Raw genomic sequence first — 22,430 nt, forward strand, 5'->3', positions numbered from 1 at the left:
GTCCACTAGGCGGCGACCTGGGAAAGCAGGGCGCCGGTGAGGCTGCCCTTGGTGGCGGAGACGATGTCGACGGGCAGGATCCGGCCGATCAGCTCTGTCCCACCCTCGATGTGCACCGGCTGCAGATAGGGGCTGCGGCCGACCACCTGGCCGGGGCGGCGGCCGGCGCGTTCGAACAGCACGCCCAGGGTGCGGCCGGCCTGCGCCTGGTTGAAGGCGGCCTGCTGGCTGTCGAGCAGGGCGTTCAGCCGCGCCAGCCGCTCGACCTTCACCTCTTCGGCGATCTGGCCCTGCATGGCGGCGGCCGGGGTGCCCGGGCGGCGAGAGTATTTGAACGAGAAGGCGGCCGCATGGCCGACGGCCTCCACCAAGTCGAGCGTCGCCTGGAAGTCGGCTTCGCGTTCGCCGGGGAAGCCGACGATGAAGTCGCCGCTGATCGCCATGTCCGGCCGCGCGGCGCGAATCTTCTCGATCACCTTCAGGTAGCTGTCGGCGGTGTGGCTGCGGTTCATCGCCTTGAGGATGCGGTCGGATCCCGCCTGCACGGGCAGGTGCAGATAGGGCATCAACTCCTCGACCTCCGCGTGGGCGGCGATCAGGGCGTCGTCCATGTCGTTGGGATGGCTGGTGGTGTAGCGAATGCGGTCCAGGCCATCGATCCGGGCGAGTTGGCGCACCAGGCCGGCGAGACCGCCCTCACCGGCGTAGGCGTTGACGTTCTGGCCCAGCAGGGTCACCTCGCGCACGCCGCGCTCGGCCAGACCCCGAGCCTCGGCGAGGATGGCGTCGACCGGGCGCGACCACTCGGGCCCGCGCGTGTAGGGCACCACGCAGAAGCTGCAGAACTTGTCGCAGCCTTCCTGCACGGTGAGGAAGGCGGTCACCCCGCCGGCGGTGCGGGCCTTGGCCAGGGCGTCGAACTTGGCCTCCGGCGCGAAGTCGGTGGCCAGGCGCTCGCCGCGCGCGCGGCTGGCGCGGGCGATCAGCTCGGGCAGCTGGTGATAGCTCTGCGGCCCGACCACCAGGTCCACGGCCGGCTGGCGGCGCATGATTTCCTCGCCCTCGGCCTGGGCCACGCAGCCGGCGACCACCACCTGCATGCCGCCGCCGTCGGCCTTGCGGTCGGCCTTCATCTGCTTGATGAAGCCAAGCTCGGAATAGACCTTCTCGGTGGCCTTCTCGCGGATGTGGCAGGTGTTCAGCACCACCAGGTCCGCGCCCTCGGGCGCGTCGACCGGCTCATAGCCCAGCGGCGCCAGCACATCGGCCATGCGCTCGCTGTCGTAGACGTTCATCTGGCAGCCGTAGCTCTTGATGAACAGCCGCTTCTTCTCGGCGCCGGGGCCTGTCTCGGTCATCGCGGGGTTATGGGGTCGGTGGGGCGCGTCCGCAAGCTTGGCCGCTCAGGAGGCGGGCCGCGCCGGCGGCAGCTGGCGCTCGCAGACTTCTTCGCCGTAGGCCGTGCCGCAGTCCCATTTCGGCGGCGGAGGCGGCGGCGCGGGCGGGGCCGGCTTCGGCCGCAGCAGCACGAAGCCGATGATCAGGCCGAGGGCGAGCACCACGGCCGCCAAACCGATGGGCGCCCACTTCCTGACCGCGGGGGTCAAAGCCTAGTCCTCGATCGGCATGCCGTAGAGCTCGAGCCGGTGGTCGACCAACTTGTAGCCCAGACGCTCGGCGATGGCCTGCTGCAGGCGCTCGATCTCCTCGTCCATGAACTCGACGACCTTGCCGGTCTTCATGTCGATCAGGTGGTCATGGTGATGATCGGGCGCTTCTTCGTAGCGCGAGCGGCCGTCACGGAAGTCGTGGCGCTCGATGATGCCGCTCTCCTCGAACAGACGCACGGTGCGGTAGACGGTGGCGATCGAGATGTGCGGATCGATGTCGTGGGCGCGGCGGTGCAGCTCCTCGACATCCGGGTGGTCATTGGCCTGCGACAGCACGCGGGCGATCACCCGGCGCTGGTCGGTCATCCGCATGCCCTTTTCGACGCAGAGCTGTTCAAGGCGGTCCAAAGGCGATCTCCCTTACGCGGTCGGCCCAGCATAGGGTGCGACATCGCTGCTGTTAAGATCGCGGCGCATGACGAGGGCGTCGATTTCGCGGTCGGCGCGACGATAGTAGCGCGGGCGGCGGCCCGCGAGGCCGAAGCCGGCGGCGGCATAGAGCGCCTGGGCGGCCGCGTTGTCCTCGGCGACTTCCAGAAACGCGCTCTCGGCGCCCGCCAGGGCGGCGACGCCCATGGCCGTCTCGACCAATGCGCGGCCGAGGCCGGCGCGGCGGGCGGCCGGGTCCACGGCCAGGGTGAGAATCTCGGCTTCGCCCGCGGCGGCGCGGCAGAGGATGAAGCCGTTCGGACCGCCGAAGCCGAACACGCCCGGCGAGGCCAGCAGGGCCGCGAACTCCTCGGCCGACCAGGGCCGCTCGAAACTGAGGGCGTGGGCGCCCGCCAGGGCTTCGGCGTCGGCGCTCGATAGGGCGGTCAGGTCGCTCAGGCGTAGGCCCCCCGCAGATAGAGCGGCGTCGGCGGGGCGCCGGCGGGGTCGAGCTCGGCGGCCAGGGCGGCGACCGCGGCGATGTTCGGCCACGGCGTCGCGTCTAGGCTCCAGCCCGAGGCGGCGAGCAGGGGCGCGCCGGGGCCGATGAGGACGCCGTCCGGCAAGGCGGCGAGGCGCTCGAGCGCGACGGGGATATCGACGGCCTCGGGCGCGGCCAGTGAAGCGCCTTCGTCGAACACCTGCAGGTGAACCTGATCCCGCCGGGCATCGAGCACGGCGGCGATGCGGCCGTCGCGACCGGCGGCCAGGGCTTGGAGCGCCCCGACGCCGACGACCGGGACGCCCAGCGCCAGGCCCATGCCCTTGGCGAAGGCGAGGCCGACGCGCAGCCCGGTGAACGAGCCGGGCCCGACGGTGACGCCGATGCGGGAGAGGTCCGAAAAGCCGGCGCCGGCCTCGGCCAGGGCCTCGGCGACCATGCCGGCCAGTCGCTCCTGATGGCCGCGCTCCATCGCCTCGCTGCGCGCCGTCACAGCGCCGCCGTGCAGCACGGCGACCTGGCAGGCGGCGAAACAGGTGTCGATCGTTAGGATGACCACGCGCCGCACATAGCCCAGATCAGACGATCTGACAGGCCTCTTCGAAGTCCAGGCGCGGGCCTCGGGCGCGCAGCTTGTGCTGGCGGCCATGGCCGATCGAGCAGATGAAGTTCGACTTGATGTTGGTCCCGGCGAAGAAGGCCGCATCCACTTCGTCGTGTTCGAAGCCGCCCATCGGGCCGCAGTCGAGGCCGAGCGAACGGACCGCCATGATGAAGTAGCCGCCCTGCAGCGAGCCGTTGCGCAGGGCGACGGTGCGGCGATGGTCGGGATCCGGGAAGTCGTCCTTCACCGACGGATTGTGCGGGAACAGACGGGGCAGGTACTCGGGAAAGTCGAGGTCGTAGCCCACCACCACAGTGCAGGGCGCCTGCAGGATTTTGTCGCGGTTATAGCCGTGGGCGCAGGCGGCCAGTTTGGCGCGCCCTTCCTCGCTGGTCACGAAGACGAAGCGGGCGGGGGTCGAGTTGGCGGCGGTGGGACCCCACCTGGCCAGGTCATAAATCTCCCGCAGCAGGCTCTCCGGCAGGGGCGCCGGGTCCCAGCTGTTGTAGGTGCGCGCCGAGCGGAACAGCTGGTCGAGGGCGGGATCGGGAAGGGTGGCCATGCGGAACTCCAGGGGCGACGCGTCGCCCCTAGTTAAGACCCATGTCGTGACCGGCAAGTTTCAGGCGGCCGCGTCGAGCGCCACGCTGGCTCGGCGCTCCAGCTTGCCCCAGCCCACCCGCCGGCCCTTGATGGCGGTGACGACCGACTTGACCACCACATAGTACATCAGCTGGCGATAGCCGAACCGCTGCACCGGCAGCCAGACGAGGTCCTTCCATGGCGCGCGCCGCTCCATGGCCATGCCCAGGGCGCCGGCCGACAGGTCGAGGCAGATGAAGGCCGCCCAGTAGAACAGGCCGCGGAACAGGTCGTCCGGCGACCACTCGGTCGGGTGGTAGCCCCAGGCGTAGATGGACCAGGCCAGGCTGGAGACGATGGCCAGGTCCACCAGCGGCGCGGCGACCGTGAGCACGATCTGGAACAGCCAGATCTGCGGCAGGGCCACGAAGCCGAGCACCGGATGCTTTCGGCTGAACAGGCAGGCGCGGTGCTTCCACAGGCACTGCAGGGTGCCGAACGACCAGCGGAAGCGCTGCTTCAGCAGCCCGGCGATAGTGTCGGGCGCCTCGGTATAGGCGCGGGCGGCGGGGTCGAATTCCACGGTCCAGCCCGCCGCCTGACAGGCCAGGGTCAGGTCCTGGTCCTCGGCCAGGGTGTCGGCGGGATAGCCGCCGAGGGCGTCCAGCGCCGCGCGCCGCCAGGCGCCGACCGCGCCGGGCACCACGGTCACCGCCCCAAGGGCCGCCAGGGCCCGCCGCTCCAGGTTCTGGGCGGTGACGTACTCCAGCGCCTGCCAGCGGGTGACGATGTTCACGCGGTTGCCGACGATGGCGTTACCGGCCACGGCGCCCACCTTCGGATCGGCGAACCAGCGGGCCAGCAGGCCAATGGTGTCGGGTGCGAACTGGGTGTCGGCGTCCAGGGCCACGATGATGTCGCCGCGCACCTGGCGCAGGCCGCGGTTCAGGGCCTCGGCCTTGCCGCCGTTTTCGAAGGTCAGCAGGGTCACGCGCGGCTCGCCGGCGAAGGCCTCGCGCACCACCGCCGAGGTGGCGTCGGTCGAGCCGTCGTCGAGCACCAGCACCTCCAGCCGCCGCCAGCGCGAGGCGAGGATGCGGCGCACCGAGGAGACGATCACCTGCTCCTCGTTGAAGCAGGGGATCAGCACGCTGACCAGCGGTCCGGCCTGCGGGTCGATTTCCGGCGGTGTCCGACGCGGGGCGGCGACGAACCGCTGCCATAGCGACAGCACGGCGAGGAACAGCAGGCGGGCGAGGCCGAGCGCGATGGCGGTGACGAACAGGGCGGCCATCGCCTTGTCGAGCCCTTCGAAGAGGCCGAAGCCGATGCGGTCGAGCGTCAGCGCCAAGGCGTTGCGGTCGGTCGGCGGCATGGCCTCGGCGGGCGTCATGCCGGCCAGCTGGTCGATGGTCACCAACTCGTAGCCATGGGCGCGCAGGGCGTCGATCAGGGTGGGCAAGGCTTCGATGGTGCGCCGGCGGTCGCCGCCGGAATCGTGCAGCAGAACCACCTGTCCGGCGCGCGGGCCTACGTCGTCCAGGCGATCCAGCGTGCGCTGCACGATCAGCCGGGCGTCGGGCTTCTTCCAGTCGTCCGGATCGATCCGCAGGCCGACGGCCATGTAGCCCAGGCGCTGGGCGACCAGCAGGGGCTCGATCTCGGCCGGGGTCGAGGGCTCGGCGTCGCCGAAATAGGGCGGCCGGAACAGCCGCATGGAGCGGCCGGTGATCACCTCGAACAGCCGCTGGGTGGCGTTCAGCTCCAGCCCGACCTCGGCGACGGGAATTTCCCCGATGTTGGGGTGGGTCCAGGTGTGGCTGCCGACGACATTGCCCTCGCGCACCTCGCGAGCCACCAGGCCGGGCTCGGCCTGCATGTTCTGGCCGATCACGAAGAAGGTGGCGTGGGCGTGCTTCGCTTTCAGGATGTCGAGGATCTTCGCCGTCCAGCGCGGGTCCGGTCCGTCGTCGAAGGTCAGGGCTGCCTTGCCGGGATGGGCGCCGTAGCGGTCGATGACGTAGGAGGTCGGCAGGGCGGTATAAGTCTCGCCGGAGATCAGGCCGTCGTCGGGATCGAACTCCAGGGTGCGGGCGCCGCCGGTCGGCCGGGCGGCGACATGCAGCACCTCGCCCGCGCCGTTGAAGTCGACGCCGGTGCTGGGGGCGATGGTCTCCAGGCCCGCCGTGCTCGACGCGCCGTAGGGCTGGCGGAAGAATCGCCAGACGGCAGGGTCTTCGCCGCCCATCCGCCACAGGGCGTAGCCGCGCGGCCGCCAGTCGTCGGCGGTCTTGATCTCGTTGCGCAGCGTGGCCGCGTCGAGGAACCAGACGGCATGCCGTCGTCCGTCGTCGTCCTGGTAGCCGAAGGTCGGATTGAGGGCGTCGTCGTCCATGCGCACCTCGGCGCCGGCGTCGTGCGCCGCTTGCACGGCTTCGTAGAACAGGGCTGTCTCAGCCGGCGCCGGATGGGAATGAACCTTGTCCGGGAGCGTCCAGTCGTAGCCGTAGGCGGCCAGGGCGAGCACGGTGCGCGCCGGGTCGAGCGACTTCATGTCCCGCGCCACGACGCTCTCGAACCAGGGCTGACCGGCCACGGGGCCGGGCCCGCCGGTCGAATAATGCTGATCGTAGGCCATCAGCACCACGGTGTCGGAGGCGGCCTGCAGCGCCTTCAGCGGCCAGGCGTCGTCGCCGACCGGGGTCGCGACCCAAACCTCCAGCCCCAGCGGTCTGAAGGCGGTTCGCGCCTCGCGCAGCAGGGCGGGGTATTGGGCGAGGCCGCGCCCGGACAGGTTCTCGAAGTCGAACAGATAGCCGGCGTAGCCGCGCCCCTGAGCCAGGGTCTTCAGCCGGGCGATCAGGGCGGCGCGCGCGGCCGGGTCGATCAGCAGCTTGTCGGCCAAGGCGCCGTCCGACAGTCCGTCGTGCGCATTGTGCACCAGGGGGATGACCGAGGGCGGCCGTTTGGCGTGGGCGATCAGGGCCGCGCCCTGCGGATCGGCCGCCACCTGCACGTCCCCGGCGGAGCCTTTAAGGGCGATCCACTGCGGCGAGACGACGTCGAGGTCTGCGAGGTGGTCGCGCAGCGAAGCGCGGGACGTCTCGTCCCACGGCACATAGAAGCCGACGGAGATCGGACGCGCCGCCGGGTCGCCGGCGTGAGGCGCGGCGACGCGCACCGGCTTGTGGCGGTAATGGCGCCCCTTGTGGCTGGTTTCCACATGCAGGCCGCGCAGGGTCTGCGGATCGCGCAGCGACAGGGTCGGCAAACGCGGCGCGAAGGCCAGGGTGGCGAAGAAGCCGGCCACGACCAACACCGCCAGCGACAGCAGCAGCCCGGCGACCAGGTTCGTCCGCTGGGCGCGCTTGCCGGAAGGGTCGTGGAAGATCGGCGCGATCATGCACCGACCCATGACGCCCCAATTGCGTCAGAAGCTTGCTCGGATTTTTACGGCGTGGAGACCCGGCCGCGAAGGCCAGGTCAGCCCAGGGTCTGCTCGACCCGGGTCACTTCCGGCACATAGTGCCGCAGCATGTTTTCGACCCCGGCCTTGAGGGTGGCGGTCGACGACGGGCAGCCCGAGCAGGCGCCGCGCATGTTCAGCCACACGACGCCGGTGTCCGGCTCGAAGCGCGAGAAGACGATGTCGCCGCCGTCCTGCGCCACGGCCGGGCGGATGCGGCTGTCGAGCAGTTCCTTGATCTCGGTGACGATCTGCTGGGTCTCGTCGTCATAGACCGTCTCGTCGTGACCGCTTTCAGCGGCCTCGTTCAACACCGGCCGGCCGCTGGTGAAGTGATCCATGATCGCCGCCAGCACCGGAGCCTTCAGGTGCGGCCACTCGTGGTGCACGTCCTTGCCGACGGTCAGGAAGTCCGGCCCGAAATAGACCTTCTCCACCCCGTCGAGATCGAACAGCGCCTTGGCCAGCGGCGAGGCGGCGGCGTCCTCGGCGTCGCGAAACTCCCGCGCGCCCGAGCCCAGCACTTCGCGGCCGGGCAGGAACTTCAGAACCTCGGGGTTCGGGGTGGCTTCGGTCTGGATGAACATAGGCGACAGATGGCCTCAGACCCCGGCCGGCGCAAGCCGTCGCCGCCGCGCGCGGACGAAATGCAGCACCAGGATGCTGCTGGCCATGGCCGCGAAGAAGCACCAGATCGAGGGGAAGGCGAAGGGCGCCAGCAGGCGGATGATCACCGCGCCGCCGAACAGGATCGCGCCGAACGTCACGATCAGAGGCTCCGACGCCGCCACGAACGCCAGGCTGACGAAGGCGAGGTAGACCATGCCCACCCACAGCGGGATCGGCTGTTCGGTAGTGTAGACGATGTGGCCACGCCGCAGCTCCGCCCATTGCGGCCAGGTCGCCAGGCCCCAGGCGAGGTAGGTCGAGACCAGGGCGCCGATGGCGGCGCACACCGCCATGATCCGCCGTCGCACGGCCGACGGCTCGACCAGCAGGACGGCGAGCGGCGCATAGGTCGGCCACAGCACCTTGGCGAAGCCGAGATAGCCGATCACGCAGGCGTTGCTGACGTGGCCGCCGTGCAGCGGCGACAGCCAGATGAACCCCTCCAGCGCCTGCTGCGCGGCGAACAGCAGCGGGATGGCCGCCAGCGGCTTCTCACGAAGCTGCGAGGCCTGGCCGATGCAGACGGCGCCGAGCGCTCCCAGAACCCCGGCGGCGGCGAAGCTGACCTGGGGCGAGAAGCACATCTAGGCCAGCGCCGTGATCTCGTCGTCGGTCAGGTCGCCGGGCACGACGGTGACCGGCAGCTTGCGGCCGCCCCAGGAAACGCCTTCCTTGGCCAGCGACGCCACCAGTGGCCCAGGGCCGCGTCCGCCGACGGCGGCGGCCAGCACCAGGATCTTGATCTCGGGGTCGTCGGCCACCGCCGCGCGGATGCCGAGCCGCAGGGACTCCGCGGAGCGAATGTCGAACTCCGGGGCCGCGCCGGAAGCCTCGGCCACCTGCACGGCCAGCTTCTGCAACACGGCCTCGGCCTCCTCGCGCTCCTGCCGCTCGATCTCGTCGCGCACGCCCGACCAGTGCTCGAACTCGGCGGGCTCCAGCACCTTGAGCAGCACCACCCGGCCGCCGACCGACCGCGCGCGGCGGCAGGCGAAGCGCAGGGCGGCTTCGAACTCCGGGCTGTCGTCGGCGACGACCAGGAACTTGCGCGGGCTCATGAGCGTGAGCTTACCCTAAAGCGCGATGAAGCCCACCTTGCGGCGCACCTCGTCGACCACCGGGGCGGCCACGGCGCGGGCGCGCTCGGCGCCGGCCTTGAGGATGCGGTCGATCTCGCCTGGATCGGCCAGGTAGCCCCGCATCCGCTCGCCCACCGGGGCCAGTTGCGCCACCGCCAGGTCGGCCAGCGCCGGCTTGAAGGCGCCGAAGCCCTGGCCGCCGAACTCGGCGAGCACCTCGGCGTCGGTCTTGCCGGCCAGGGCGGCGTAGATGCCGACCAGGTTCCTGGCTTCCGGCCGTTCGGCCAGGCCCTCGACCGCCTCGGGCAGGGGCTCGGGATCGGTCTTGGCCTTGCGAATCTTCGAGGCGATCGCGTCGGCGTCGTCGGTCAGGTTGATGCGCGACAGGTCCGAGGGATCGGACTTGCTCATCTTCGCCGAGCCGTCGCGCAGGCTCATGATCCGCGCGCCCGGGCCCTGGGTCAGGGCGTCGGTCAGGGGGAAGAAGCCGGGCGCGTCGTAGTCGTGGTTGAACTTGGCGGCGACGTCGCGGGTCAGCTCCAGGTGCTGGCGCTGATCCTCGCCCACCGGCACGTGGGTGGCCTTGTAGACCAGGATGTCTGCGGCCTGCAGCACCGGGTAGGTGTAGAGGCCGACGCTCGAGCGCTCCTTGTGCTTGCCGCTCTTCTCCTTGAACTGGGTCATGCGGTCGAGCCAGCCGAGGCGGGCGACGCAGTTGAAGATCCAGGCCAGCTCGACGTGTTCGCGCACCGCCGATTGCGGGAAGATGGCGGCCTTGGCCGGATCGAGCCCGGCGGCCAGGTAGGCGGCGGCGATCTCGCGGGTCTGCTGGGCCAGCAGCGCGGGCTCCTGCCAGACCGTGATCGCGTGCTGGTCGGCGACGAAGATGAAGGTCTCGCGCTCATTCTGCAGACGGGCGAACTTCACCAGGGCGCCGAGATAGTTGCCGAGGTGCAGGGCTCCGGAGGGCTGCACGCCGGAGAGGACGCGTTCGGGACCGGTGTAGGCGGGGGCGGCGGGCTGGCTCATGGGCGGGCTCTACCCCCGCCTTAGGCCTCGGGCAAGGGAGCGGGGTCGGACGTCTTGCGCCGCAGGACCCCCTTGATCTCGGCCAAGGTGACTCCGCGGAACAGCAGGACCAGCGGGGGATAGAGCGCGGCGCCCGCCAGCACGGTCAGCAGCAGGGCGGCTTCCTTGGCGCCCACGGCCTGGCCGGTGAGGCCGGCGGCCCGCAGGGGGGCCTCGATCAGCGGGCGCCAGTGGGCGGCGGCGGCTAGGGCCAGGCCCATGCCGACGCTGGCCGCCAGGATGCGCGCCACCCGCGACCAGATGGCGAGCGAGGGGCTGTAGTGTCCCTTGCGCGCCAAGCCCATCGCCATCTGGGCGACGTTCAGCCAGGAGGCGATGGCGGTGGCGGCGGCGATGCCCTTGACCCCCATCAGGTTGAACAGGGCGATGCCGGCGATGATGTTCACCGCCACCGAGATCAGGGCGAAGCGCATCGGGCTCTTGGTGTCGCCGCGCGCGAAGAAGGCTCGCGAATAGAGCTGCTGCAGCACGAAGGCGGGGGTGCCGAGCCCGTAGAAGAACAGCGCCTGGGCGGTCTGGCTGGCGTCGAAGCTGGTGAACTGGCCGCGGGTGTAGAGGGCGTCCGACAGGAAGCCGGGCATGGCGACCAGGGCGGTGGCGGCCGGCAGGGTCAGGGCCATGGCCAGGGCGATGGCCTCGTCCATGGCGCTCTGGGCGTCATGACCGTCGCCCGAATGCACGGCGCGCGACAGGCGGGGCAGCAGGGCGACGCCGATGGCCACGCCGACGAGGCCGAGCGGCAACTGATAGAGGCGGTCGGCGGTCGCCAGCCAGGAGCGGCCGCCGGGCACATGGCTGGCCAGGTTGCCGGAGATGAAGATGTTCACCTGGGTGGCGCTGGCCGCCAGGGCGCCGGGGATGGCCTTGCCGATCAGGGCCTTCACCTCGGGGGTGAGGCGCGGCAGCCGCCAATGGACCTTGGCGCCGGACTTGTTGACGCCCCAGACCAGCAGCAGCGCCTGGGCCACGCCGGCGACGATGACGCCGATCGAGCCGTAGGTGGCGGCGCCGATGGCGCTGCTCTGCGGCAGGATGAACGCCAGGGTGAAGACGTTGAGCAGCACCGGCGCGGCGGCCGAGAGGATGAAGCGGTCCCGCGCGTTCAACACGCCAGACAGGTGGGCGACGATGGCCATGCACGGCAGGTAGGGCATGGTGATCTGGGTCAGCAGCACCGCAAGCTTGTACTTGGCCGGGTCGGCGGCGAAGCCGGGGCTGATCAGCATCATCAGCCAGGGCATGGCCAGCTGGCAGGCCACGGTGATGACGATGGTGGCGGCCGCCAAGGTGGCCATGGCGTCGGCCGCCATGATGTCGGCCTTCTCCTCGCCGTCGGTCTGGATCGCCTTGGCGTAGGCCGGCACGAAGGCGGCCGAGAAGGCGCCCTCAGCGAAGAAGCGGCGAAACAGGTTCGGAAAGGCCAGTGCCGCGTTGTAGGCGTCGGCCGCCGCCGAGGCGCTGGCGCCCATGCGATAGGAGACCGCCAGATCGCGCGCGAAGCCCAGGAACCGGCTGACCAGGGTCAGGCTGGAATAGATCAGCGACGAACGGAAGAGGCCGCCCTTCTTGCCGCCGCCTGGGGCCGGCGGAGCGGCGGGAGTCGTCGGCGCGGGCGGGGTTTCGGTCACGTCCGGCTTCTGCGCTGACGGTGGTCGGGGGTCAAGCGAACGTGAGTTAACGCGCCACGCTCGCCGTCGCCCGCTGCAGCCGGGGCCTCGGGTTGGGACTGTCGCGGTCCATGGCGGCCAGCAGGGCGGTCTTCAGCGAGGCCATCTTGCGGACATCGGTCACCTTCGCTCCATCGGCGGTCTGGACATAGAAGGTGTCGACCGCCCGCTCGCCGTAGCCGTCGACGTGGGCCGACTGGATGGAATAGCCGGCGTTGGCCAGGGTGCGGGCCAGGGCTTCGAGCAGCCCCGGCCAGTCGCGGCCCGAGGCCTCGACCACCGTGGCCTCCTGCGAGGCTTCGTTATCCAGCGTCACCGCCGGGGCGATCTTGAAGGCCGCCGCGCGGCCGAGGTCGCTGGCGCGGCGCCGTTCGGCGGTCACCGCCTCGCCGCGACCGGCCGCCTCGACCGCCTCGGCCATGCGCTGCAGTTGCCGGGGGTTGTCGCCGCCCAGCGGCTGGCCGGCCCCGTCCTGCACATAGAAGACGTCCAGCGCCTCGCCCTGGCGGGAGGTGAAGACCCGCGCGCCCATCACGTTGCCGCCCAGGGCCGAGATGGCCAGGGTCAGGTCGGCGAACAGGCCCCGCCGGTCGCGCGCGGCGACCACGATCTCGGCGGCCGGCGAGCCGGGAGGAATGAAGGCCTCGGCGGCGACGCCGCCCTCGGCGGCCGCGCGGCGGGCCAGGGCCGCGTGGGCGGCCAGCTCATCGGCCTTGAAGCCCACGAAATAGGCGTTCTCCATCGCCCCCGCCCAGTCGGCGGTGGAGGCGTCGATGGCGACCAGCTGGGCGCGGGCCTCGGCGGCCTGCCGCTCGTGCGAACGCATGACGCTGGCGGCGGCGTCCGAGCCGCGGCCGCCGCGGAACACCGCCTCGGTGGCGGTGTAGAGCTCGCGCAGCAGCTGGCCCTTCCAGCCGTTCCAGACGCCCGGGCCAACGGCGCGGATGTCGGCCACGGTGAGCACCAGCAAGAGGCGCATCCGCTCGGGATTCTCGACGATGCGGGCGAAGGCCTCGATGGTGCGCGGGTCGGCGACGTCGCGCTTCTGGGCGTAATCGCTCATCACCAGGTGGTGCTCGACCAGCCAGGCGACCAGTTCGACCTTGCTGCGCTCCAGCCCCAGGCGTTCGCAGGCCGAACGGGCGGAGCGGGCGCCCGCCTTCTCCTGGCCGCCGACGCCGCCCTTGCCGGTGTCGTGCAGCAGCATGGCGAGGAACAGGGTCTCCCGGTCGCCGATCAGCGGCATGACCGAGGCCGACAGCGGATGCTCCTCGTCCAGGCGGCCGGTGATGATGTCGCCGATCACGCCCACGGCGCGCAGGGTGTGCTCGTCCACCGTGTAGGAGTGGTACATGTTGAACTGCATCTGGGCGACGACCCGGCCGAACTCCGGCAGGAAGCGGCCCAGCACGCCGCTCTCGTTCATCAGGGTGAGGACCCGGTAGGTTTCCTTGCCGCGCGCCAGCACGTCGAGGAAGGCGCGCGAGGCGTCCGGGTCGCGCCGCACCCGCGAGGTGATCAGACCCAGGCTGCGGGTGATGGCGGTGAAGGCGTCGGGGTGCAGGTCGAGGCCGCGCTGGTCGGCGATCTTGAAGATGCGGATCAGGTCGACCGGGTCGCGCTCGAACACCCAGGCGCCGTCGACGTTCAGGCGGCCGCCGTCCTCGAAGAAGCCTTCGGCCTCGATCGGCTTCATGCGGCGGGTCTTGCCGGGCAGGAAGCGCGAGATGCCCTTCGGTTGCTTCTTCAGATGCTCGGCTTCCAGCTTGGCGGCGAAGGTGCGGGTCAGCGCCCCCACGTCCTTGGCCACCAGGAAGTAGAAGCGCATGAACCGCTCCACCGCCGGGGCGTCGCCGCGGTCGCCGTAGCCCATGCGTCGGGCGATTTCCGGCTGCAGGTCGAAGGTCAGGCGTTCCTCGGCGCGGCCGGTCGTGAAGTGCAGGTGGGCGCGAACGGCGTGCAGGAAATCGAAGGCGCGGATGAAGGTCTTGGTCTCGCGCCGCTCGAACATGTCGAGCTGGAAGACGTCGTCAGGCCGGTCGACCGCGTGCAGGTATTCGGCGATCCACATCAGGGTGTGCAGGTCGCGCAGGCCGCCCTTGCCCTCCTTCACATTGGGCTCGACCATGTAGCGGCTCGCCCCCGCCCGGGTCTGGCGCTCGTCGCGCTCCTTCAGCTTGGCGGTGACGAAGGCGGCCTCGGTGCCCTTGACCACCTCGGCGCGGAAACGGCGTTGCAGCTCGTCGAACAGGCGCTCGTCGCCGGTCAGGCGGCGGGCCTCGAGGATCGAGGTGCGGATGGTGAAGTCCTCGCGCGAGAGCTTGATGCACTCTTCGATCGTCCGCGAGGCGTGGCCGACTTTGAAACCCAGGTCCCACAGGGCGTAGAGCATGAACTCGATCACGCTCTCGACGTGGGCCGTCTGCTTGTAAGGCCGCACGAACAGCAGATCGAGGTCGCTGTAGGGCGCCAGCGCCCCGCGCCCGTAACCGCCCACCGCCACCACCGCCAGGCGCTCGCCCTCCGTGGGGTTGCGGGCCCGGATCATGTGCACGGTGGTGAAGTCGTAGAGCGCCGTGACCACCTCGTCGGTCACGCCCGAAAGCAGCCGGGCGGTCTCGATGCCGCCGGCGCCGTTCTCCAGCCGCTCCTTGACGATCATCCGCCCGCGAAACAGGGCCTGGCGCAGAATTTCCAGCGCGCGCCGCCGCTGCTCGACCGGATCCTGCAGCGCATCCAGCGCCGCCGCCGAGAGGCGCGCGCGCAGGGCGACGCCGTCGACGACGTGTTCCAGGCGGGTGGGTTTCAGACGGCGAGCCATGGGCCGCTATATGGCCCGGTTCGGGCCTAAGTTTGAGTCCCTAACGCAGCTCGTCGCTCGGTGGCGCTTCACTAAATTTCGTCATCCTGAGCGCGCGCAGCGCAGTCGAAGGACGCAACGCGTCGCCGCCGTGCGTCCTTCGACTGGTCCGCTTGCGCGGCCCGCTCAGGATGACGAAGGCCGTGAACCTACAGCATGCCCTTGAGGCGGTAGAGCGCCTCCTGCGCCTCGCGCGGGCTCATGCCGTCGAGGTCGAGGTCGGCCAGGACTTTGGCCACCGGGGCGGCGCTGACCGGATCGGGCGCTGGGGCCGTGGCGGCGAACAACGGCAGATCGTCGAGGTGCGCCTTGTCGCCGGCCTCGCGCTCCAGCCGTTCCAGAACCTCGCGAGCGCGGGCGACCACGGGCGTCGGCACGCCGGCCAGCTTGGCCACCTGCACGCCGTACGACCGGTCGGCCGGGCCTTCGACGGCCTCGTGCAGGAAGATCAGGTCGCCGTTCCACTCCTTGGCCTTCAGCGACAGGTTGCCGACATGGGCCAGCCGGTCCTCCAGCTTGGCGAGTTCGTGGTAGTGGGTGGCGAACAGGGCGCGGCAGCGGTTGGTGTCGTGCAGGGCCTCGGCGCAGGCCCAGGCGATGGCCAGGCCGTCATAGGTGGCGGTGCCGCGCCCGATCTCGTCGAGGATCACCAGGCTGCGCGGCGTCGCCTGGGAAAGGATCGCCGCCGTCTCGACCATCTCGGCCATGAAGGTGGAGCGGCCGCGCGCCAGATCGTCCCCCGCGCCCACGCGGCTGAACAGGCGGTCGACCACCCCCAGCTTCAGCGACCGCGCCGGCACGAAGCAGCCGGACTGGGCGAGCACGGCCAGCAGGGCGTTCTGGCGAAGGAAGGTCGACTTACCGGCCATGTTCGGGCCGGTGACGATGGCCAGGCGCGGGCAGCTGTCGGCGCGGTCGCGGCCGGCGGCGTCCAGGCGGCAGTCGTTGGGCGTATAGGCGTCGCCCGCCCGCTTCACGGCGGCTTCCACCACGGGATGGCGCGCCTGTTCGGCCTCGAAGGTCAGGCTGCGGTCGATCACCGGCCGCACGGCGGAGGCCTCCTCCGCCCATTCCGCCAGGGCGGCGTAGACGTCGAGCCCGGCCAACGCCTCGGCCACGGCCTGCAGGGCGCCGGCCAGGGCGCAGGCCTCCTCGCGCCAGGCCTCGAAGGCCTCGACCTCGATGGCCAGGGCCCGCTCGCCGGCCTGGGCGATGCGGGCGTCCAGCTCGGCCAGCTCCACGGTGGTGAAGCGCACGGCGCCGGCCATGGTCTGGCGGTGGATGAAGGTCGCGTTCAACGGCGGCTTCAGAAGCGGCTCGGCCTTCTGGGCGGTGCACTCCAGGAAATAGCCGAGCACGGCGTTGTGTCGGATCTTCAGCGGCACGCCGCTCTCGGCGACCAGCTGGGCCTCCAGGGCTGCGATCACCCGGCGGCTGTCGTCGCGCAGGGCGCGGGCCTGGTCGAGTTCGGGGCGCACGCCGGGGGCCACATAGCCGCCGTCGCGGGCCTGGGCCGGCAGATCGGGGCCGAGGCCCTCGTTCAGCGCGGCGAGGAAGGCCGAAAGCCCGGCGTGGTTCGAGGGCGTCAGGGCCTGCAGGGCCGCCTCGATCTCACCCGGCGGCGGGTCGAGGGCGTCGCGGCGCTCGCCGACCGCCAGGGCGCACAGCACCTCGCCGGTCTTAACCCCGTCGCGCAGGGCGGCCAGGTCGCGCGGGCCGCCCCGGCCCAGGGCCAGGCGCGAGATGGCGCGGGCCACGTCGCCGGAGGCGCGCAGGCTCTCGCGGAATTTCTCCCGCAGCGGTCGCCGCTTCACCAGCCAGGCGACGGCGTCGAGGCGGGCGTCGATGGCGGCCGGGTCGATCAGCGGCCGGGCGAGTCTTGCCGCCAGAAGGCGGGCTCCTGGCGCGGTGATGGTGCGGTCGATGGCGGCCAGCAGGCTGCCCTCGCGCTGGCCCGTGGTGGTGCGCTCGATCTCCAGGCTGGTCCGCGTGGCCGGATCGATGGCCATGACGTCGGCCTCGCCCGCGCGTCGCGGCGGCCGCAGGGCCGGCAGGCGTCCGGCCTGGGTGACCTCCAGGTGCGCGGCCACCAGGCCGAGGGCCGAGACTTCCGCGCCGCTCAGCGCCCCGAAGCCGTCCAGGGTGTCGACGCCGTACAGCCGCTTGACCCGCGTCTCGGCGGCCATCGGTTCGGCCAGGGCGCTGGCCATCGGCTGCACCAGCCCGCCGACCGACTTCAGGGCGGTCGAGAAGCCCTCGTCGGCGAACAATCGGTCCGGCACCAGAATCTCGGAGGCCCCCATGGCCGCCAGCGCCGAGGCCAGGCCGTCGCGGCCCACCGCCAGGGTGTCGACCTCGCCGGTGGAAAGCTCGACGCTGGCCACCGCCGCCGCGCCGGCCCGCACGGCCACGGCCGCCAGGCGATTGGCGCCGCGCGCATCGAGCAGGCTGTCCTCGGTCAGGGTGCCGGGGGTGACGATACGCACCACCTCGCGGCGGACGATGGACTTCGACCCGCGCTTCTTGGCCTCGGCCGGGCTTTCCACCTGCTCGCAGACGGCCACCTTGAAACCCGAGCGGATCAGCTTGGCCAGATAGGCCTCGGCCGCGTGCACCGGCACCCCGGCCATCGGGATCGGCTGGCCGTTGTGATTGCCGCGAAAGGTCTGGGCGATGCCCAGCGCCGCCGCGGCCTGGATCGCGTCCTCGAAGAACAGCTCGTAGAAATCGCCCATCCGGAAGAACACCAGGGCGTCCGGCTGCCGCGCCTTGGCGGCGAAATATTGCGCCATCACCGGCGAGGCGCCGGTGGCGTCGATGCTGGAAACGGGGGGATTCGCGGCGGCGTTCACCGCCCTTTGTTAACGTGTGGGGCGGGGCGGCGGAAGCGCGACGCTTGCGTCATCCCCAGAGTTGGCGAATCCTTCCCTCCACAGGAGGCCAAGTCATGATGAGTTGGATTTCCGTGCTGGCGATCGCGGCCGCGTTTCAGGCTCCGGACGCCCCCGCCACCGCCGCCAAACCGGCCGTCACCCCCGTTCCCGTCGCCGAGGCCGACTGGGCCAAGCGGCCGAGCCGCGAAGACATGGCGCGGTTCTATCCCGAGCGCGCGACGCGGGAAGGGGTCGGCGGCGACGTCAGCCTCGCCTGCGCGGTGGCCAAGAACGGCGCGCTCAACGGCTGCAAGGTCTCGACCGAGACGCCCCAGGGCTACGGCTTCGGCGAGGCGGCGCTCAAGCTCGTGGAGACCTACGCCATCCGACCCGAACGGGCGGCGGTGTGGGTGACCTCGGATCGCCGGGTGCTGGTGCCGGTCCGCTTCCGCCCTGACGCAAGCCAGGCGCCGGACGTCGAGCGCCTGCCGCCGGGCTTCGTGCCGCGCGACGGCCGCGTACCGCTGCCCCGCCGCGAACGGACCTGAGGCTGGAGGCGCGCTCTCGGAGTCCCCTTGGTCGGCGTCACCCTTGGCAACGGCTTTAAGGCTAGTCGCCGACTTGTCCCGCAGCCGGAGTTGCGAAACTCTGCCGCTGGGGAGTGGGCATGATCCTGAACTTGACGATGTTGGCGTTGGCGATTGTCACGCCGTCGGACGCGACCGGTGCGGTGCAGCCGACTGAGGCGTCGCGGCCGATCACCAATCCGGACTGGCTGTCGCGACCCACCGGTGAGGATGTGGCGCGGTTCTATCCCGCCCGGGCGTCGCAGGCTGGCATGGCGGGCCAAGCCTCCATTTCGTGCCGGGTGAATGTCGAAGGCGGGCTCGAGGCCTGCGTCGTGACCAACGAGAGTCCGCAAGGCTGGGGTTTCGGCGAGGCGGCCGTGAAGATGGCCCCCTCGTTCCGCATGAAGCCCAAGACGGTCGACGGCGTGCCTGTCGCCGACGGCAAGGTCGTCATCCCCCTCAGTTTCCGCATGATGGATGGCCCGCCTCCGCCACCGACCCATGGCTCGGTGCTGGTTCAATGCCTGGCGCTGGCCGATGGGGGCCTGGGGTCCTGCGCGGTGGTCGACGAACAGCCGCTCGGCTCTGGCTACGCCATGCCCGCCTTGCGTCGCGCCGCTGAGATGCGGACGCCGGAGGGTACGGCCGTCGGGGAGACCGTGCGCTTGCCGATGACCTTCAGTGGCGCGCCACCCGAGGCCCCGCCGCCAGCGCCGCGTTTGCCGTCGCCGATGGGCAGCCGGGCCTGGTGGGGCGAGGTGCTCGACTTTCTGTTCAGCGCCGTGATGTTCGTCGGATTTTTAGCGTTCGGAAGCCTTATGACGTGGCTCCGCCTTCGTGACGGCTGGCACCGCCTTCAGTATTCCGACAGAACCTTGGACGAAGAGCGGGACCGAAAGTCGATGTCGGCTCTGTTGGGGCGTGACTGACCCGCCGCCTACTGCCCCGTGACGTTGTCCCAGAATTTCTTGGCCTTGCCGACGAAGCCGGCGGCCTGGGGGTGTTGCTGGTCGCCGCAGAGGCCGGCGAGTTCGGCCATCAGTTCCTTCTGGCGGGCCGAGAGCTTGGTGGGCGTCTCGATGTAGAGTTCCACCACCAGATCGCCGCGGTCGCGCGAGCGCAGGCTCGGCATGCCCTTGCCCTTCAGGCGCACCGAGCGGCCGGTCTGGCTGCCTTCGGGGATCTTCACCTTCACCCGGCTGACGCCCTCCTCGCCGCACAGGCAGGGGGCTTCGATCTCGCCGCCGAGCGCCGCCGTGCACATCGGCACGGGCACGGTGACGTGCAGGTCGAGGTTGTCGCGCTCGAAGAGGTCGTGCGGGGCGACGGAGAGGAAGATGTAGAGGTCGCCGCGCGGCCCGCCGCGCTGTCCCGCGTCGCCTTCGCCGGCCAGGCGGATACGGGCGCCGTCGTCGACGCCGGCGGGGATGCGCACTTGCAGGGTGCGCTCGCGGCGCACCTGGCCGTGGCCGTGGCAGGTCTGGCAGGGATCGAGGATCAGCTTGCCGGCGCCGCCGCAGCGGGGGCAGGTGCGCTCGACCGCGAAGAAGCCTTGGGTGGCGCGCACGCGCCCGGCCCCGCCGCAGGAGCCGCAGACCGTCGGCTGGGTGCCGGCCTTGGCGCCGGAGCCGTCGCAGGTCTCGCAGGTGATCGAGGTCTGGACGGTGATCTCCACCTCGGCGCCCGCGTGGGCCTGCTCGAGGCTGATCTCCAGGTCGTAGCGCAGGTCGGCGCCGCGGGCCGGGCCGCCCTGGCGTTGGCCGCGTCCGCCGAACATGTCGCCGAAGACGTCGCCGAACACCTCGTTGAAGATGTCGTTCATGTCGCCGCCGGCGAAGCCGCCGCCGAACCCGCCGGGGCCGCCGCCCTGGCCGTTCACCCCCGCGTGGCCGAAGCGATCGTAGGCCGCGCGCTTCTGCGGGTCGGACAGCACGCTGTAGGCTTCGTTGATTTCCTTGAAGCGGCCTTCGGCGTCGCCGCAGCCGCCGTTGCGGTCGGGGTGGTGCTCCATCGCCAGCTTGCGGAACGCGGATTTCAGGCCCGCGTCGTCGCAGCCGCGCTGCACGCCCAGAACATCGTAATAGTCGCGCATGGTCAGCGTCGGCTCTTCACGAAAACACTATGAGTGAGGTGGGTGCGATCCCGCCCCGCTGCAAGCCTTAAGTCCTTGGCGCAGCGGGGCGAAATGCGTTCGCTCTCGCGGTAGGCGGCGGCGACGTCCCCGAAAAGAGGATTAGCCGATTCGCCCCCTGATCCGCGATGCGGCACGGCGTCACGCAGCAGGTTTGCTGTCGTCGACTTCTTCGAACTCGGCGTCGACGACGTCATCGTCGGCGGCGGCCGAGTCTTCGGATCCGGCGGCCGCGCCGCCGTCCTGGGCCTTGTACATGGCCTCGCCCAGCTTCATCGAAGCCTGGATCAAGGCCTGGGTCTTGGTCGAGATGGCTTCCGCGTCCTCGCCTTCAAGGGCCGACTTCAGATCGGCCAGGGCCGTCTCGATGGCGCCCTTGTCGGCCGCGTCGACCTTGTCGCCATGCTCGGCGAGGGCCTTTTCGGTCGAGTGGACGATGGCGTCGGCCTGGTTGCGGGCCTCCACCAGCGCCTTGCGCTTCTCGTCGTCGGCTTTGTGCGACTCCGCTTCCTGCACCATCTTTTCGATGTCGGCGTCCGAAAGGCCGCCGTTCGCCTGGATGCGGATCGACTGCTCCTTGTTGGTCGCCTTGTCGCGGGCGCCGACGTTGACGATGCCGTTGGCGTCGATGTCGAAGGTCACCTCCACCTGCGGCACGCCGCGCGGGGCCGGCGGAATGCCCACCAGGTCGAACTGGCCGAGCATCTTGTTGTCCTGCGCCATCGGCCGTTCACCCTGGAAGACCCGGATGGTGACGGCGTTCTGGTTGTCCTCGGCGGTCGAGAACACCTGGCTGCGCTTGGTCGGGATGGTGGTGTTGCGTTCGATCAGCGGGGTGAACACGCCGCCCAGGGTCTCGATGCCCAGGGTCAGCGGGGTCACGTCGAGCAGCAGCACGTCTTTCACGTCGCCCTGCAGCACGCCGGCCTGCACCGCGGCGCCCAGCGCCACGACTTCGTCCGGGTTCACGCCCTTGTGCGGCTCGCGGCCGAAGAAGGCCTTCACCGCCTCGACCACCTTCGGCATGCGGGTCATGCCGCCGACGAGCACGACTTCGTCGATGTCGCTCTTCTTCAGGCCGCTGTCCTTCAGCGCCTGCTCGCAGGGCGTGATGGTCTTGTTGATCAGGTCCTCGACCAGGGCTTCGAGCTTGGCGCGCGACAGCTTGATATTGAGGTGCAGCGGGCCCGACGCGTTCATGCTGATGAACGGCAGGTTCACTTCGTACTGGGTGGTGGAGCTGAGCTCCTTCTTGGCCTTTTCGGCCTCTTCCTTCAGGCGCTGCAGGGCCAGCTTGTCCTTGCGAAGGTCGACCGAGGTCTCCTTCTTGAACTCCTCGGCCAGGTAATCGACGACGCGCAGGTCGAAGTCCTCACCGCCCAGGAAGGTGTCGCCGTTGGTGGCCTTCACCTCGAACACGCCGTCGCCGATCTCCAGGATCGAGACGTCGAAGGTGCCGCCGCCGAGGTCGTAGACGGCGATCTTCTTGCCGTCGTTCTTTTCCAGGCCATAGGCCAGGGCCGCCGCGGTCGGCTCGTTGATGATGCGCAGCACTTCCAGGCCGGCGATCTTGCCGGCGTCCTTGGTGGCCTGGCGCTGGGCGTCGTTGAAGTAGGCCGGAACGGTGATCACCGCCTTGGTGACCGTCTCGCCCAGGTGACGCTCGGCGTCCTCCTTCAGCTTGGCCAGGATGAAGGCGCTGATCTGTTGCGGGGAATAGTCCTTGCCGTGGGCCTTCACCCAGGCCGCGCCGCCGGGGCCGCCGACGATCTCATAGGGCACCATGTCCTTGTCCTTGGACACGATGGGGTCGTTGAAGTTGCGGCCGATCAGACGCTTGATGGCGAAGAAGGTGTTCGACGGGTTGGTCACCGCCTGGCGCTTGGCGGGCTGGCCGATCAGGCGCTCGCCGTCTTCCAGGATGCCGACCACCGAGGGGGTGGTGCGAACGCCCTCGGCGTTCTCGATCACTTTCGGCGACTTGCCGTCCATGATGGCGACGCACGAATTCGTGGTGCCAAGGTCGATCCCGATGATCCTGCTCATCTTCGCTTCTTCACTCCGTTCGTGGCGGACGGCGGTTGAGGGCCTCAGGCTCTGAGCGCCCCGGTTTTTCTCAAACCGTCCCCGGTTAAACACATATCGCTCCGGCAGGCACATCGCCCGCCATCGCGCTTGTGGCCGGATATGGGAAAGGAGTCGGCTCGCGCAAGGGAAACCCTTCGCGGCCTATGGGAATTTTGACCCGCGTTATCCGGGGTTTGCGGCCCGCCGGAGCCCGGCGAGCCGCACATTCGGGG

Annotated in this window: 18 protein-coding genes; 2 read left to right on the top strand and 16 right to left on the bottom strand. The window is 70.4% G+C overall.

The annotated features are described in order from the left end of the window. Window positions 1–5: 5 nt before the first annotated feature. The 14 genes from miaB to mutS all read right to left on the bottom strand — a co-directional run bounded on the left by miaB (window position 6) and on the right by mutS (window position 17,409). Entirely contained in the window at window positions 6–1,358 is a 1,353-nt protein-coding gene (miaB, locus tag ACFLIT_RS07980) for a tRNA (N6-isopentenyl adenosine(37)-C2)-methylthiotransferase MiaB (protein ID WP_479910677.1), read from the bottom strand. Window positions 1,359–1,403: 45 nt separating this feature from the next. Continuing rightward, complete coding sequence (locus ACFLIT_RS07985; protein WP_479910678.1) at window positions 1,404–1,607, bottom strand: hypothetical protein; 204 nt, start codon at window positions 1,605–1,607, stop codon at window positions 1,404–1,406. Window positions 1,608–1,610: 3 nt separating this feature from the next. Then, a complete protein-coding gene (locus tag ACFLIT_RS07990) occupies window positions 1,611–2,018 on the bottom strand; it encodes a Fur family transcriptional regulator (RefSeq protein ID WP_479910679.1) in 408 nt (135 codons plus the stop codon). Window positions 2,019–2,030: 12 nt separating this feature from the next. Beyond that, window positions 2,031–2,591 carry a GNAT family N-acetyltransferase gene (locus ACFLIT_RS07995; RefSeq protein ID WP_479910680.1) on the bottom strand — a complete coding sequence of 187 codons (561 nt, stop codon included), beginning with the start codon at window positions 2,589–2,591 and terminating at the stop codon, window positions 2,031–2,033. Then, the gene (gene tsaB / locus ACFLIT_RS08000) at window positions 2,495–3,100 is read right to left on the bottom strand and encodes a tRNA (adenosine(37)-N6)-threonylcarbamoyltransferase complex dimerization subunit type 1 TsaB (protein ID WP_479910681.1); all 606 of its coding nucleotides are present in this window, start codon (window positions 3,098–3,100) and stop codon (window positions 2,495–2,497) included. The genes ACFLIT_RS07995 and tsaB overlap by 97 nt, the downstream gene beginning before the upstream one ends. 19 nt (window positions 3,101–3,119) lie before the next feature. After that, the gene (locus ACFLIT_RS08005; RefSeq protein WP_479910682.1) at window positions 3,120–3,707 is read right to left on the bottom strand and encodes a malonic semialdehyde reductase; all 588 of its coding nucleotides are present in this window, start codon (window positions 3,705–3,707) and stop codon (window positions 3,120–3,122) included. Between the two features lie 60 nt (window positions 3,708–3,767). After that, window positions 3,768–7,130: a glycosyltransferase gene (locus ACFLIT_RS08010; protein ID WP_479910683.1), complete on the bottom strand. Its 3,363-nt coding sequence runs from the start codon at window positions 7,128–7,130 to the stop codon at window positions 3,768–3,770. Between the two features lie 80 nt (window positions 7,131–7,210). Beyond that, window positions 7,211–7,780 (bottom strand): NifU family protein, encoded by a 570-nt coding sequence (locus ACFLIT_RS08015; protein ID WP_479910684.1) that lies wholly within the window; start codon window positions 7,778–7,780, stop codon window positions 7,211–7,213. Between the two features lie 15 nt (window positions 7,781–7,795). Further along, window positions 7,796–8,446 carry a DUF6629 family protein gene (locus tag ACFLIT_RS08020; protein ID WP_479910685.1) on the bottom strand — a complete coding sequence of 217 codons (651 nt, stop codon included), beginning with the start codon at window positions 8,444–8,446 and terminating at the stop codon, window positions 7,796–7,798. Continuing rightward, window positions 8,447–8,920 carry a universal stress protein gene (locus ACFLIT_RS08025; protein WP_479910686.1) on the bottom strand — a complete coding sequence of 158 codons (474 nt, stop codon included), beginning with the start codon at window positions 8,918–8,920 and terminating at the stop codon, window positions 8,447–8,449. It lies immediately after the preceding gene. Window positions 8,921–8,935: 15 nt separating this feature from the next. Continuing rightward, window positions 8,936–9,970 carry a tryptophan--tRNA ligase gene (trpS, locus tag ACFLIT_RS08030; protein WP_479910687.1) on the bottom strand — a complete coding sequence of 345 codons (1,035 nt, stop codon included), beginning with the start codon at window positions 9,968–9,970 and terminating at the stop codon, window positions 8,936–8,938. A 20-nt stretch (window positions 9,971–9,990) separates the two neighbouring features. Further along, on the bottom strand, window positions 9,991–11,658 hold the full coding sequence (gene murJ, locus ACFLIT_RS08035) for a murein biosynthesis integral membrane protein MurJ (protein WP_479910688.1): 1,668 nt from the start codon (window positions 11,656–11,658) through the stop codon (window positions 9,991–9,993). 46 nt (window positions 11,659–11,704) lie between these two features. Beyond that, entirely contained in the window at window positions 11,705–14,518 is a 2,814-nt protein-coding gene (locus ACFLIT_RS08040) for a [protein-PII] uridylyltransferase (RefSeq protein ID WP_479910689.1), read from the bottom strand. Window positions 14,519–14,706: 188 nt separating this feature from the next. Then, window positions 14,707–17,409: a DNA mismatch repair protein MutS gene (mutS, locus tag ACFLIT_RS08045; protein WP_479910690.1), complete on the bottom strand. Its 2,703-nt coding sequence runs from the start codon at window positions 17,407–17,409 to the stop codon at window positions 14,707–14,709. A gap of 98 nt (window positions 17,410–17,507) precedes the next feature. On the opposite strand from mutS, the gene ACFLIT_RS08050 reads away from it, so the two are divergent. Both ACFLIT_RS08050 and ACFLIT_RS08055 read left to right on the top strand, forming a co-directional pair. Further along, window positions 17,508–17,978 carry a TonB family protein gene (locus ACFLIT_RS08050; protein WP_479910691.1) on the top strand — a complete coding sequence of 157 codons (471 nt, stop codon included), beginning with the start codon at window positions 17,508–17,510 and terminating at the stop codon, window positions 17,976–17,978. 119 nt (window positions 17,979–18,097) lie between these two features. Next, the gene (locus tag ACFLIT_RS08055) at window positions 18,098–18,928 is read left to right on the top strand and encodes a TonB family protein (RefSeq protein ID WP_479910692.1); all 831 of its coding nucleotides are present in this window, start codon (window positions 18,098–18,100) and stop codon (window positions 18,926–18,928) included. Window positions 18,929–18,936: 8 nt separating this feature from the next. Here the strand turns inward: ACFLIT_RS08055 and dnaJ are convergent, their stop codons facing one another. Both dnaJ and dnaK read right to left on the bottom strand, forming a co-directional pair. Beyond that, on the bottom strand, window positions 18,937–20,091 hold the full coding sequence (dnaJ, locus tag ACFLIT_RS08060) for a molecular chaperone DnaJ (RefSeq protein ID WP_479910693.1): 1,155 nt from the start codon (window positions 20,089–20,091) through the stop codon (window positions 18,937–18,939). A gap of 180 nt (window positions 20,092–20,271) precedes the next feature. Further along, the gene (gene dnaK / locus ACFLIT_RS08065; RefSeq protein WP_479910694.1) at window positions 20,272–22,176 is read right to left on the bottom strand and encodes a molecular chaperone DnaK; all 1,905 of its coding nucleotides are present in this window, start codon (window positions 22,174–22,176) and stop codon (window positions 20,272–20,274) included. Between the last annotated feature and the right edge of the window lie 254 nt (window positions 22,177–22,430).

Source organism: Caulobacter sp. HJHS_5, from assembly GCF_056683955.1.